This window comes from Polaromonas sp. P1_F8 (assembly GCF_056405635.1).
The window spans coordinates 489,089-502,796 of sequence record NZ_JBFUBS010000004.1 but is presented as its reverse complement, the minus strand read 5'-3'; the positions used below and the strand labels follow the sequence as shown (position 1 = coordinate 502,796).

Genomic DNA, 13,708 nt, shown 5'->3' with positions numbered 1-13,708 from the left:
TTGATCACCCCGACCGGGCTTCCCATATAGATGGTTTCGTATTGGGGCACGCCATTGGCATCGTACTCACCGAGCAGTTTTCCTTCTTCGTCATAGACGTAGTAAGCCGCACCGGTAGGCACCAGCGCCGTCGGCCCCGCCTTGCTCATCCTCAACTCCAGCGCGCTATAGCTGTAACTCACCGTGCCGCCGGCGTTGGTCACCGTGGCCAGCCTGCCGCGGTCGCTGTAGCCATAGGTATTGACCCCGTCGCCTGTGATGTTGCCGGCCGCATCGTGCACCACGGTGGCGACGCCAGTGGAGTCCTGGGTCTGGTTCAACCGGTTGCTGGTGGTGGCGATGGTGTTCGGGTAGCTGGTGCCGCTCACTACTTTGGCCGTGCGGTTGCCGGTGGCGTCGTAGCTGTACTGGATCGCACTGCTGCCCAGGGTGGCACTGATGAGACGGTTCAGGTTGTCATAACCAAAGCTCTGGTCCAGCGCGGGGACGGGCGTTCCATTGCTGGTGTGGGTGTAGCCGGTGATGCGTCCCGCTGTGTCACGAAGAATGGTTCGGCGAATCCCAGTTGTTGTCGGGTCACCCAGGTTGTAAGCACTAATCTGGCCGTTGGCGTCATAGGCAATCGCCTGGGTCTTGGTGCTGGCCCAGGTCCAGCCGGTGAGCTTGCTCTCGGCATTGGTGGTGATGCCTGCTATCAGCGGCAGGGTGGATCCGGTATTGGTACCCACGCCGTTGGCGTTCGGTGGATTCACCGTGACGGCATTGACCGCGCCCTGGGCGTCGTAGCTGTAGTTGACTTTTGTTCCGCTGGGGTAGGTGATGGCGGTCAGCTTGTCCATGGCGCTTCCCGCGTTGCCCCAGCTGTAGCCGACGATGAAGGTCTTGCCGCCGATGGTCTGGGTCTTGGATGTCTTGCGGCCCAGGCTGTCGTAGCTGTAGACGGTCTGGCCGGAGGCGTCGGTGATCCTGGTGAGCTGACCGATAGCCCCTGGAACCAGCGTGCTGCCGCCGTCGTACTCGAGCACGCTGGCCGTGCCGGTGGGATAGCTGATGCTGGTCAGGCGGTTGAGGTTGTCGTAGGCGTACTGGGTGAGCTTGCCTCGGGCATCGGTCTTGGTGAGGACGTAGCCGTTGAGGTCGTAGGTGTACTGGCTTGCTTCGGTATCCGGGCTGGTCTGCGCTGTGACATCGCCCAGGCCGTTGGGGCTGTAGGTCGTCGCCAGGTTGCGGGGGTCGGTGACCTGGGTCAGGTTGTCATTGGCGTTGTAGGCGAAGCCGGTGGTGGTGGGGGTGGAACTTCCGGTGTTGGCAGGCTGCTGGGTCTGGATGGGGCGGCCCAGACTGTCATAGTAGGTGTAGCTGGCAAGACCGTTGGGGTCGAGCACGGTGGTGGGCCTGCCCATGGCGTCGTAGCCGTACTGCCAGGTCGAGGTGCCGCTGTTGATCAATGGCACGCACGCGTTGGCTGAGGCTATCCAGGTCGTACCTAGGGGGCATTGCGGCGGCGCCTCGCATCCGGTGTGCGTCGCGTTCTCGACTTGAGGAAGCGCACAAACACAACCATCACCCCCGGCCGACGAATCGACAGGGCATATCGCCTGGCCCGCACGCGTGGCTGGTGCGAGATCCCCATCACTGCCACTGCTTCCAGACGTGTAGACGTATGAATAGAGGCAGTGGTCGTTCGATGAAATTCCGATGGGCGACACAGTGACCTGGGCGGAGTGATGCGAGTTGAAAACATCCGTCCATGCAGCACATGCTGCTAACGCTGGCGTACGCCACGGTCCGATATCGGCGCCAGAGGATAGATACTGATATTCCGTGGGGGCGGGCGGCATCGGAAAGGCGTAAGCCTTGGAGATACAAAGTATTCCGAGAAAGAACAAAAAAATAACGCGGGCCTTCAGCCGACAAATGGCCGAAATATATGCTTGGAATGCGATCATTTCCGTTCCTTGTCGGCTACAGACTCGCTGAAGTGCTTCATCAATTGACTGCTCCCGTGACTTGCTGGACCCGGTTCAGGTTGTCGTACACCCGGGTAATGTTTCTTTGCAGGTTTCCCTGCGGGTCTTTGACCTGCTCGCCAACCTTGTTGCCCATACCGTCCAGGGTGTACGTGACTGTGTTGCCTTTGGCATCGGTCACGCCGGTCAGGCGCTGTGCGGCGTCGTAGCTGTAGTTCATGGTGCTGCTGTCGGGCAAAGTGACGCCTGTCAGCTGGCCTGCGTTGTCATAGGTGTACGTTGTGGTCCGGGCCGTGCCGCCCGGCGGCGTCACCGTCATGCTGCTAACCCAGCCTCGTGCTGTGTAGCCGGTGTCGGTCACGATTCCATTTGGATCGACCATTTGCTTGATCCGCCCGGCCTTGTCGTACAGCGTGATCTGGGTTACGTGACCTGCTGCATTGGTGATGCTCTGCAGATCGCCTGCCGTGTGGCCGACCTCGTTAGGCGCCGTGCCTGAGAAGCTGGTGTTGCTGTAGTAAACGTAAGTTTGGCGGACGATGTTGTTGGTACTCTGGGTGGCGACCAGACCCTGAGGGTTGTAGGTCCAACTGGCGGTGCGGGCCACATTGGTGGCGGTATCCGTGACGGTCCGGCTCAGTCGGTTGCCCTGTGTGTCATACGTGTAGGCAGTGGTTCGGCCTGCTTCCGTCACCAGCACCGGCAGCCTGAAACTGGTATGCCACTGGGTAGTGGTGGTCTGCACTTCGGGCAAGCCTGCTGCTCTGGTGGTGCTCAAGGGCAGGCGCCGGTTGATGTCCCAGGTGTACATGGTGTTCACACCCAGGAAGTCGGTCTCCTGGGCGATGAAGCCGTTGGCATCCTGTACCCGGCTGGCCGCTGAGCTGTTGCCTGTACCGCTGGGCTTGTCGGCACCGGTGACGGCAAGCTTGCCTTTGTTGGTGCTGTAGTTGTAGGTGCGCTGGGTGCCCAGTGGGTCGGTGACTGTGGCCGCTCCAGTGGCGTAACTCACCGTGTACAGATCAGCTCCGCCTGTATAGCCGCTGCCGATGGCCCGGCCCAGGCTGTCGTAGGTGATGTTGGACAGCCGGATTCCCCGCTCGTCGGTGATGCCGGTAACCAGCTGGAAGTAGGCGGCGTTCTCATAGTGGTAGCTGCGGGTGACGGTGCCGCCGGTCAAACCCGGGTAGCTGACGCTGGTCAGATGCGAGGTGGCGGTGGTGCCGTCGTAGGTGTAGCGGGTAACCTGGCCGTCGCTGGCAGTCACACTCGCCAGCTGGCTGCTGGCGTTGTACACAAAGCTGAGAGTGCGGCCGAACTGGTTGCTGACGGTGAGAAGCAAACCGGGCACGGGGGCGATGCTGGCGGGAGTACTGGTGGTGCTGTAGGTGTAGCTGTTGATCCAGCCGTTGCGCTGGGTCACGGTGAGCAGCTTGCCGGCTGTATCGAACTGCCACAGGCTGTCGTCGTCCAGGCGTTTATACAGAAGGCCTGTGGCGTTGGCTGTCAGGCTGTCGGCGCTGTTGCCGGCATCCCAGCTGCTGGTGGTGACATTCCAACTGAATGCGCGTACGCTGCCGTCGCCAAAGATGACACGGGCGATGTTCCCTGCGGTGCCGGCCGTGCCGTCTTGCTTGATGGACACGGCATGGTTGTGCGACCAGGCGCGGGTCAATCCGGGATCGACCGCCAGGCCTCTGTCGGTGGTGCCGGCCCAGCTGCTTCGGAAGTGCCGCACCAGGCTCAGGGCATCTGCGCCTTGCCCTGTGTAGTCGGTTTGTGCCAGGATCTTCTCGCCGGTCGCCGGAATGATCGGCTTAGACGTTTGCTCTCCGTCCTGCGAGGGTGGTGATTCTTCCGTTGGTCTTTTACAGATCTTTGGCTCTGGTTCCGGGGGAATCGGGACCGCCAGCGGGGATAGGAACGGTATGCATGCGTTGGAACCAATATCCCAGGTTGTGCCGTCGGGACACTCGCAAGCCGGATTTACTTGCGTAGATGCCGGGCCTTGGTCCTCCGGATCATAGTTAAGCTCCGGATGACCAACCAGGGTTTTTTTGACGGAGCAACCATCGACTCCACCGCTCACAGGTGCAAATGACCACGTGCCAGCGTAATAAGTGTTATAGACACCAATGTAAGCCGTACACGCTGCAGCTTTGGTATTGAACCACCCACCTGCACCTATGGGATAGCTATCCCACTGATACTCTGTGCAAATTGCCCAGCTCGAGCCAGAGGCAAAAACCAGCGTGACAAACAATAGACGGCGCAGCAGCAGTTTGGCCTCGGCTGCGCATCGACTCATTGGCCGAAAATATTGATTGACCACTCCTCACTCCCTCTTATGCAATTTGAGAGCCAGTGTCAGCGGGTGGTGTGAACCCTGTCAATCGCGTTTCGTAAGGCGCATTGCTCAATCAATCGCGCTGCTCGTTTAATCCAAGCAAGGTTTGACAACTTCGAGCGGCACGAGTAACCCAAACATTCTCATTTGGAACCGATGCCGATGTACGAATGACTAGACATGTGCACCGAAGGGGTTAACCGGCATGTGCGCGTTTGAAATAATTAGCGCCCCCTTCAAATAGAGGAGGCGTTGTCGTTTTGGCGCACCCGACACTGAGCATGGGGGCTACGGAAAATCCAGATCGTCAGAGTTTTTTTGAAAATGAGCCGGTCCTTTTTCCGTCTCTAAGCAGAACCAGGTCTTGAGTACGTTGTGCTTCCAGTGACGAGTCGAAGTTGGCCGCCTGGTTCACGGCATCCAGCATACCCAAGAGGGCGATCAGGAAGTGCCGGGTACGGCAAGGCCAGTCAGTTGCGGTGTTGCTACCGCAGTCTTCAGAAAGTCTGCCGTCAGGCCGGCGCAACCATCCCGTTTCGCACGCCATGCGCCGTCAGGCGCTCAAGGCGCAAGCCGTAAAGGCCTGGTTCAAATATTGAGCCACTTCAGCAGCTCGCGCATGCGGGCTTCCGACGTGGTGTCGAACTGCTCGATGCCGATACGCTTGAGCACGTCCTTGCCGGCATCGCTGGCGGGCAGCGCCAGCAATTCCTCCTGGATCGCCTTGAGCTGTTCGGGCTTGACGCGTTTATGGGCCACCAGCGGGAAGTAGGGCTGCGCCACGCTCTTGTGCAAAATACGGCCGCCCTCTTTTTCCCATTTCTTGGCAATGCCTGAGTAAGAGGCGACACCACCCACATCGGCGAATTTGTTGTCGAGGTAGAAGCCGACAGCCGCCTGTTCGCGCACGAACTGCACGTTTTCCTTGTCCACCAGGATGCCTTTGTCCCTGAGCTCTGCGGCACAGAAGCGGGACATATAGGCGATTTGCTCGGGCAAGGCAATCCGCTTGCCCTTGACGTCGCCGATGGTCTTGAGGGCCGAGCCCTTGGGCGCAATGATGAAGCACTGCCCGTCGGGCTTGGTGCTGGCGATATAGCTGTAGCCGTAGTCGCGCATGCCGCGCGCCGGGTAGTCGCTCGGGCGCGCCATCACCAGGTCGAAGCGGCCGGTCTGCATGCCTTCTTCCAGCTGCTTGAACTCGCGCGCAAACACCACGCTGACCTTGGCCTTCATGGCCTTGCCGATCACCTCGGCCAGCCCCTGGTATTTGGCAATCACCTGGGCGTGGTCCAGCCCGCCCGAAGTGCCTTCGCTGATGCCCAGTATCAGTTGCTGGGCCTGCGCCTGCGCCTGGGCATTGGCAGTGCCCATACAAAACGCGCCGAACCCCAACACCAAGGCCCCTGACATGCAATTCCACCGCATAAGTCCCTCCTTATATATAAAGCTCCCGCATGCTACTGCGTGCGTCCGGCGCTGGCTAGCGCAATTTACCCCCGGTCCGTTTTCCGGCAGTCTTTATGCCCCGGGGGAGCAGCCTGCGTTCGCACACCGATGACACAATGCGGACCACGCCGGAAACTGCCGGTGTCGCATTGACATCATGAAACACCTGACCACCCTTTCGATCGCCCTCCTGCTGGGCGTGCTGTCTGCCTGCGGCTCGGCGCCACGCGCCAGCCAGGACCCGCTGTCGATTGCCCGCGCGCCGGTGGCCGCGGCCATCAACGACTACCAGCGTTGTGCCCAGAGCGCCTTGCAGCCGCTGAAAGACAACCCGGAGCAGTCCGTGTTTGTACTCGCCGATGCCGCACTGGCGGCCTGCGATGCCGGCCTGGAGCAGGTGCGGCGCAGCATCCTGGCGGACAACGCAGGCCACCCTTATGTGGCTGCGTTTGCTGAAGAGGCCAGCGCCAACATCCGCATTCGCACCCGCAACATGCTGGCGCACAGCCTGAACCGTGCGCGGGAAGCGCAACCACAACCGGCGAAATAAACCGGCCGCCGGCCCTGCGCCGGCCTATCGCAAGCTCTTCACGAAGCGCGGCGCGTTCGGGGCAAGAACACCGCAGAACCGGCTTTGCCGGGCTGCAGGTGTCGCCACCCTGAGGGGGGTTCCGGCTACACGCAGTGAGCCGAGACAGGGGGCTACAAGTTATCGCAGGCCCTTCACATAGCGCGGCGCGTTCGGGTCGCGCTGGCGGCGCTCCCGCGGCGACTCGCCCTCGCCGAAGATGGCACCGAATGTCGACTCGATAAAGCCTGATTCAGGATAAACCTCTTCCTCGGTATCAATGGACCGTGCGCTCTGGCGGTCGGGCACTGGCGCCGGGACAAGCACCGGCTGGCTGCGCTCCTTCACCACCTCGGACACCAACTGCACCAGCGGCACGCGTGCCTTGGGCTCGGGGGTCGCCATGATTTCTTCCAGCCGATCGGCCCACACCGCCAGGTCCACGTGGCCATCCTCGGCGGCTTTTTCCCGCGCAAAACGCGCTATTTCGGCGGCGTATTCCTGGTTACCGGCCATCCACTCGGTGTCGGTCACGCGGCCTGTTTTACGGCGCAACAGCACATGCAGGTGGGCCGCAACGGCAATTTTTTCACTGGAGGGCATGGTGCGCAATCCTTGAAAGTGGAGTCCGTTGTTTGTCAGTTACGTGCCCAACCGCTCGGCGTGCTGGGTGATGTCCAGGCCGTCGCTCTCGGCGGCTTCGCTGACACGCAGGCTGACGATCAGCGAGGTGACCCACAAGGCCAGTGCCGTCATGAACAGGCTGTAGAGCATGACGGCGCCGGCGCCGATCGCCTGGGTCATCAGGCTGCCCTCGACACCGGAGATGGCCTTGCTGGCAAAAATGCCGGTCAACAGCGAACCCACAATGCCGCCCACGCCGTGCACGCCGAACACGTCCAGCGAATCGTCGGCGTTGAGCAGGCGCTTGAGGCCCGTGGCACCCCAATAGCAGGCCACGCCCGCCACCAGGCCAAACACCAGGGCCGCGCGCGGCGAGACAAAACCCGCCGCCGGCGTGATGGCGACCAGCCCGGCGACCAGGCCCGAGCACAGTCCCAGCAGGGAAGGACGCCCGCGAACAATCCATTCGGCCGCCATCCACGAGAGAGCGCCCGCGGCCGCCGCGATGTGCGTGACGGCCATCGCGAGGCCGGCCCGGCCGTCGGAGGCCACGGCGGAGCCGGCGTTAAAGCCAAACCAGCCGACCCACAGCATGCCGGCACCGGCCATGGTCAGGCCCAGGTTGAAAGGCGTGAATGGTTCACGGCCGTAGCCGTGGCGCGGCCCGAGCGCGTAGGCACAGACCAGCCCGGCAATGCCGGCATTGATGTGCACGACCGAGCCGCCGGCAAAGTCCAGCGCGCCCATGCGCGCCAGCCAGCCATTGGGCTCCCAGACCCAGTGGGCAATGGGTGCGTAAACGACGACGGTCCACAGCGACATGAACACCAGCATCGCGGAAAACCGCATGCGTTCCACAAACGATCCGACCACCAGCGCGGCCGTGATGATGGCGAAGGTCAGCTGGAACATGGCGTAGACCGACTCGGGAATGTTGGGCGCGATATGGCTCACGGCCACCTTCTGCGCGTCCTTCACGTAGTCCAGCCCGGTGAACCAGAGCCGCTCGGGACCCCCCAGATAGTGCCCAAGCGCACCTTTGCCGGGCGTGAAGGCGATGGAGTACCCCACCGCAAACCAGAGCAGGCTGACGACAGCACAGATGGCGATGACGCAGGCCATGACGTTGAGCACGCTTTTCTTGCGCACCATGCCGCCGTAGAAAAGGGCGATGCCCGGCAGGGTCATGAGCAATACCAGTGCGGTGGAGGTCATCATCCAGGCAGTGTCGGCACCATTGAGGGTCTCCACGCCGACCAGTCCCGGTTGGGTCAGCGGCGCCGGGGCGGCCGCTGCAGGAAGCGGCGCAGAGGCCGCAGCCACCGGTGCGGCAGGAGGCGCAGGAACAGCGGCCGGTGCGGGGGACGGTGCGACTTCCGGAGCGCTGGCAGTGACTGCTGGCGGCGCCACCGCCGGGGGAGCCGTGGTCTGTGCCAGGGCTTGCTGGCATGCCAGGCCCAAGCATAAAGACATACCCAAGGCCAGAAATCTGTTCATATGCATACGGTGCCCGCCTGTTCAATCAACCAACAATTGGTAACAACAGGCATAAGTCGTGCCAATACCGCAGTAGCTCGTGTGATGGGACTGCAACGGAAAATATGTACTGCAAAAGTGCGCAAACGATTGGCGTGGTGCCCCAAAAACATCCACAGAACCAGCGGCCGCCCAAAGCCCGGGGCCGGGAAACCCCCAATGCACTGGGACAGTGCGCCCGCTATATTGGATTACTTGCTGACGAGCCTTGCTGCTCGCAACGCGAGGAGCCGAGGAGACACGAGAGAGTCATTAAGAAGTACACAAGCAAAGCGGCATTCCACAAGAGATGCAGATTTGCAAAAAGCGCTGGCAACCCCAGCGCTTTTTTTATGTCTTCGCCCTGATGAAGTCATCCCCAAAAAACCTCGTCGGCCTTGGCTGACGAGCGCAAGCAGCTATCTATTTGATAGCATGAACCGGTTCTGTGCGATGAGACAATCCGGGCCATGGAATTACTCATCGTCTCGTTGGCCTCCCTGCTCGCCGGTTTTGTGGACTCTATCGTCGGAGGCGGCGGGCTGATTCTGGTGCCGGCCCTGTTTGCGGTTTTCCCCACCACGCATCCGGCGACCCTGTTTGGGGTCAACAAGGGAGCTTCTGTCTGGGGCACCGCGGTTGCCACGGCCCAATATGCCCGCCGCGTGGAGCTTCGCTGGGCGGCACTGCTGCCGGCGGCCGCCGCCGGGTTCACCGGCTCGCTGGCGGGCGCCTGGCTGGTCACCGTCCTCTCGCCGGGCTTTTTGCGCAAGACCCTGCCCTTTGTGCTGCTGGCGGTGTTGCTCTATACGCTGGCCAGGAAGGAGCTGGGCCGCCACCACACGCCCCGCTTTACCGGGCATGCCGAAACCGCGGCGGCCTGCTGCATCGGGCTGGTGCTGGGGTTTTACGACGGCTTCTTCGGCCCGGGCACCGGCAGCTTCTTTGTATTTTTATTTGTGCGCTGGCTGGGTTATGACTTTTTGAACGCGTCGGCTTCGGCCAAGCTGCTCAACACCGCCACCAACCTTGCGGCGCTGGCGCTCTTTGCCTGGAAGGGCCATGTCTGGTGGCATTTCGCCCTCACGATGGCGGTGGCCAACGTGGCGGGCAGCCTGCTGGGCACCCGCCTGGCCCTCAAACATGGGGCCGGTTTTGTGCGCGGGGTGTTTATCGCCGTGGTCAGTGCGCTGATCCTGAAAACCGCTTTTGACGCATTTGCGCGCTGACCGTGCGCAGGCAGTTTGCTATTGATTTAATAGCTGCCTGCGCACGTCCTGTATGGGTTTTCGGCGAATTTCGCTTGAAATCCTGCCATCACCGTTTAATACAAAATTGGCGTTCAGCCCAATAAGGACGGGCACAAGTCGCTATCAAATAGATAGCAATAGTCAGCTCAATCGGGGTTGATGCCCGCCGCCGCCATGGGTGGCGGGAGCTTGCTGAGCGCCTCCGCAATCGCCGCCGTCCTGGCTTTGGCGGCAGCGGCGGCGGCGGCGTTCGTGGGGCCGGGAGAAGCGCCTGCTGCGCCGGCCGACAGCTGGCTGGCCACGTCGGCGGCCTGGCGCGGCTTGCCGATGGGCGCTGCCGCCAGCCCCTTCTGCACCGCCACCATGTCTTCCTCGCTCGGGTACTGGCCCAGCAGCACATAGTCAAAAACACGCCGTGCAATCGGCGCCGCCACCCCGGCACCCCAGCCGGCGTTTTCCACGATCACCGCCAGCGCGATCTTGGGGTCTTCGGCCGGCGCAAACGCCATGTAAACAGCGTGGTCGCGCTGGTACTCTTCCATCTTGCTGCTGTTGTACTTGTCTTTCTGGCCGATGGTGACCGCCTGGGCTGTGCCGGTCTTACCGCCGCTCAGGTAGCCCGCGCCGGCAAACACGCGTGCCGAGGTTCCTTCCTGGGTGACGCCGACCAGGGCCTTGCGCACGATCGCGATGTTTTCAGCCTTGTAGCCCAGGTTTTCCGGCGCGTCGGCGGGCAGCGGGTGCATGACGCGTGTCACCGGGTCCTGCGTGCCGATCACCAGCCGCGGCCTGTGTTTGACGCCGTTGTTGGCCAGTACGGCCGTGGCCTGCGCCAGCTGCAGCATGGTGAAGGTGTTGTAGCCCTGCCCGATACCCAGCGAAATGGTTTCACCGGGGTACCACTTCTGGTGCTCCGGCTTTTTGTAGGCTTTGCGTTTCCAGGCCTGGCTGGGCAGCACGCCCGTGACTTCGCCGCTGATATCGATGCCGGTGATCTGCCCAAAGCCGAGCGGCTTCATGAAGTCGTGCATGGCGTCCACGCCGAGCTCGTTGGCCAGCGAGTAGTAGTACACATTGCTGGACTTCACGATAGACCGGTACATGTCGACCGCGCCCAGCGCAATGTCGCCGTGGCTGCGGAAGACGTGCCCGCCGAAGCTCCAGGAGGCGTTGTCGTTGACGATGAAGCTGGCCGAACGCTTTCCGGTTTCCAGCGCCGCCATGGCCATGAAGGGCTTGTAGGTGGAGCCCGGCGGATAGGTGCCGCGCAGCGCGCGGTTGAGCAGCGGCTTGTCCAGCGAGTCCCGCAGGTACTGCCAGCTCTCCGTGTCGATGCCGTCGACAAACAGGTTGGGATCGAACGTCGGCTTGCTGACAAACGCCAGCACGTCGCCGGTCTTCGGGTCCATCGCCACCAGCGCGCCGCGCCGGTCGCCGAACATGTCTTCCACCAGCTTTTGCAGGCGGATGTCCAGTGAGAGCATAACGGTGTTGCCGGGCGTGGCCGGGTTGCTGGCGAGTTTGCGCATGGCGCGGCCACCCGCCGAGGTCTCCACCTGCTCGACACCGGTGGTGCCGTGCAGCTGCTGCTCAAAGCTCTGCTCGACGCCGAGCTTGCCGATGTAGTCGGTACCGCGGTAGTTGCCTTCGTCTTCGCTGCCTTCAATGATTTCTTTTTCCGCCTGGTTGATACGGCCGATGTAGCCCACCACGTGGCTGCCCAGCTCGCCATAGGGGTAGCTGCGAAACAGCCTGGCCTTGATGTCAACACCCGGAAAACGGAAACGCTGCGCCGCAAACCGGGCGACTTCTTCGTCGGTCAGGCGCGTGCGTATGGGCAGCGATTCAAAACTTTTGGATTCTTCGCGCAAACGCTTGAAACGCCGCTTGTCGCGCACCTGGATGTCGACCACCTTTTCCAGCGCGGCAATGGTTTCTTCCAGGTTGTCGACCTTGGAAGGCGTGATTTCCAGCGTGTAGGCCGAATAGTTGGTGGCCAGCACAACACCATTGCGGTCCAGGATCAAACCCCGGTTGGGCACGATCGGCACGATGGCCGTCCGGTTGCTTTCGGCCTGCTCGTTCAGGTCGGCATGGCGGTACACCTGCAAGTACACCAGCCGCGCCGCCAGCAGAGAAAAAGCACACAGCACCGCAAAACTGGCCACCAGCACCCGCGCGCGAAAGCGCGACAAATCCGCTTCAACGTTGCGAAGTTCAGTCATGACACTCTGACCCTGCAACCGCCAGAAAGTGCCCACAACAAAGAGGCGATGCGAAGCGAGCCGTCCAAAGGCCAGTCCGAGCCGCGGAACCGGCTTTGCCGGGCCGCAGGCGGGGCGGCCCCCGAGGGGCTGGAGCCCGCGGCTCCAAGCCTGCCTGCGCAGGCTTGGACGGGCGATAGAGGCGAAGCGTCTCGCGAGCCGCGGCCTGCAAGGCCTCGGGAACACACGAAGTGAGTGACCGTGGGGGCCATATCTAGAGTGGTCTGTTCTGGTCAGGGTCGGGCGCACGGCGCTGCGGCACCAGCAGCAGTACGCTCACCACCGGCCACAGAACGGCCTCCACCAGCGGCGCCAGCAGCATGATCCAGCCCGGGAAAATGCCGCCGCCGATCATGCGAATCACCAGCTCCACGCCATGCGCCACCGCAAACAACGGCAGCACCTGCACAGCCTGCGACGGCACCGTGAACCAGAGCAGGCGACGGTGGATCATCGTGGCAAAAAAGCTCAACGCCGTATACGACAGCGCATGCTGACCGAGCAGCGAAGACTGGTGCACGTCCATGCCCAGACCGAACATGAAAGCCACGCCGATGCCGACACGCAGCGGCTGGTGCACGTTCCAGAACACCAGCACCAGGGCCAGGAAATCGGGCATCCACGGCACGCGGCCCAGGGGCAGCATGTCCAGCAGCAGCGCCGCGATCAGGCTGCACCAGATGAAGACGGGGTTAGCCGGCAGCAGCAGCTGCTGGCCTGATCGCATGATCATGTTGTCACTCCCTGCATGATCATTTCGAAGCCCCCTTCTTCTTGGGCGCGGGTTCGGGTGTGTCGTCGGGTCGCGGCGGGATCTGGCCGGTGCCGGGCTTGACCACGATGACGTGCCGCGCACCCGTCACGAGCGCCTGCGGTGTGCAGAAAATTTTTGCGAACGCCGATTCCGCGCGCCGCTCGATGCGGCTGATTTTGGCCACCGGCAGGCCGGCCGGGTAGACGCCGTCGACGCCGCTGGTGGTCAGCAGGTCGCCCTGCTGCACATCCGAGTTGCTGCCCATGAAGCGCAGCTCCAGGCCGCTGCCCGAAACGGTCGGGTCGCCATAGGCCACGCTGCGCGCGCCGGTGCGCACATTGAGCACCGGAATCGCCAGGTCGCGGTCGACCAGCAAGGTCACTTCGCTGACCAGCGGATGCACGCGGGTGACCTGGCCCAGCACGCCAGACTCGTCCAGCACCGGCGAGCCCAGGTCAACGCCCTGCGCCATGCCTTTGTCGATGATCACCTTGCGGGTGTAAGGGTCCGCAGCGTCGTACAGCACCTCGGCAGCCATCACCGGCGTGCCGAGCTGTTCACGCAGGCCCATGAGCTTGCGCAGGCGGTTGTTCTCCTGCGTGAGCTGCTCGACCTGGCCGGCGCGCAGCGACTGAAGCGCGAGCTTGCGACCGGCTTCTTCGCTGCTGGTCTTGGCTTGGTTCAGGGTGGTGAAATATTCACCGCTGCTTTTGACAGCGCGCACCGGTTGCAGCGCCAGCCATTGCACCGGATAAAGCGCAGTAGCCAGCGCGGCGCGCACCGGCTGGGTAATGCGAAAACGTGTATCGGCCACCATCAGGAACAGCGACAGCGCGCTGAAAAACACCAGCTTGGACAGCGCCGAAGGCCCCTGTTTGAAAAAGGGCGGCGGGGATCTGTCGAGGGTTCCTAAAGGCATGGTTCGCTGTCAGGCTGGCCCCGCTTCATGCCCGGCGTGCAGCATGAA

The 13,708-nt window shown here is 62.4% G+C and carries 9 protein-coding genes and 1 pseudogene; 2 read left to right on the top strand and 8 right to left on the bottom strand.

The window, feature by feature from the left end; translation table 11 throughout:
• From AC1D1J_RS17245 to AC1D1J_RS17235, 3 genes and pseudogenes are all read right to left on the bottom strand, one after another.
• A pseudogene (locus tag AC1D1J_RS17245) lies at nucleotides 1–1,454 on the bottom strand (type IV secretion protein Rhs); the annotation flags it as partial.
• A 535-nt stretch (nucleotides 1,455–1,989) separates the two neighbouring features.
• Nucleotides 1,990–4,278 carry an RHS repeat domain-containing protein gene (locus tag AC1D1J_RS17240; protein WP_477687763.1) on the bottom strand — a complete coding sequence of 763 codons (2,289 nt, stop codon included), beginning with the start codon at nucleotides 4,276–4,278 and terminating at the stop codon, nucleotides 1,990–1,992.
• A 627-nt stretch (nucleotides 4,279–4,905) separates the two neighbouring features.
• Nucleotides 4,906–5,691 carry a phosphate/phosphite/phosphonate ABC transporter substrate-binding protein gene (locus AC1D1J_RS17235; RefSeq protein ID WP_477687762.1) on the bottom strand — a complete coding sequence of 262 codons (786 nt, stop codon included), beginning with the start codon at nucleotides 5,689–5,691 and terminating at the stop codon, nucleotides 4,906–4,908.
• A gap of 232 nt (nucleotides 5,692–5,923) precedes the next feature.
• On the opposite strand from AC1D1J_RS17235, the gene AC1D1J_RS17230 reads away from it, so the two are divergent.
• Complete coding sequence (locus AC1D1J_RS17230) at nucleotides 5,924–6,316, top strand: hypothetical protein (protein WP_477687761.1); 393 nt, start codon at nucleotides 5,924–5,926, stop codon at nucleotides 6,314–6,316.
• Nucleotides 6,317–6,475: 159 nt separating this feature from the next.
• Here AC1D1J_RS17230 and AC1D1J_RS17225 read toward each other — a convergent pair whose 3' ends face one another.
• Nucleotides 6,476–6,937 (bottom strand): hypothetical protein, encoded by a 462-nt coding sequence (locus AC1D1J_RS17225; protein ID WP_477687760.1) that lies wholly within the window; start codon nucleotides 6,935–6,937, stop codon nucleotides 6,476–6,478.
• Between the two features lie 39 nt (nucleotides 6,938–6,976).
• Nucleotides 6,977–8,431: an ammonium transporter gene (locus AC1D1J_RS17220; RefSeq protein WP_477695360.1), complete on the bottom strand. Its 1,455-nt coding sequence runs from the start codon at nucleotides 8,429–8,431 to the stop codon at nucleotides 6,977–6,979.
• A 512-nt stretch (nucleotides 8,432–8,943) separates the two neighbouring features.
• Between AC1D1J_RS17220 and AC1D1J_RS17215 the strand changes: the two genes are divergently transcribed.
• Nucleotides 8,944–9,702, top strand: coding sequence for a sulfite exporter TauE/SafE family protein (locus tag AC1D1J_RS17215; RefSeq protein WP_477695359.1), 759 nt, complete (start codon nucleotides 8,944–8,946; stop codon nucleotides 9,700–9,702).
• Between the two features lie 167 nt (nucleotides 9,703–9,869).
• Here the strand turns inward: AC1D1J_RS17215 and mrdA are convergent, their stop codons facing one another.
• From mrdA to mreC, 3 genes are all read right to left on the bottom strand, one after another.
• Nucleotides 9,870–11,948: a penicillin-binding protein 2 gene (gene mrdA, locus AC1D1J_RS17210; protein WP_477687757.1), complete on the bottom strand. Its 2,079-nt coding sequence runs from the start codon at nucleotides 11,946–11,948 to the stop codon at nucleotides 9,870–9,872.
• Nucleotides 11,949–12,201: 253 nt separating this feature from the next.
• Nucleotides 12,202–12,720 (bottom strand): rod shape-determining protein MreD, encoded by a 519-nt coding sequence (mreD, locus tag AC1D1J_RS17205; protein ID WP_477687756.1) that lies wholly within the window; start codon nucleotides 12,718–12,720, stop codon nucleotides 12,202–12,204.
• 19 nt (nucleotides 12,721–12,739) lie between these two features.
• A complete protein-coding gene (gene mreC, locus AC1D1J_RS17200) occupies nucleotides 12,740–13,660 on the bottom strand; it encodes a rod shape-determining protein MreC (protein ID WP_457281705.1) in 921 nt (306 codons plus the stop codon).
• Nucleotides 13,661–13,708 lie beyond the last annotated feature (48 nt).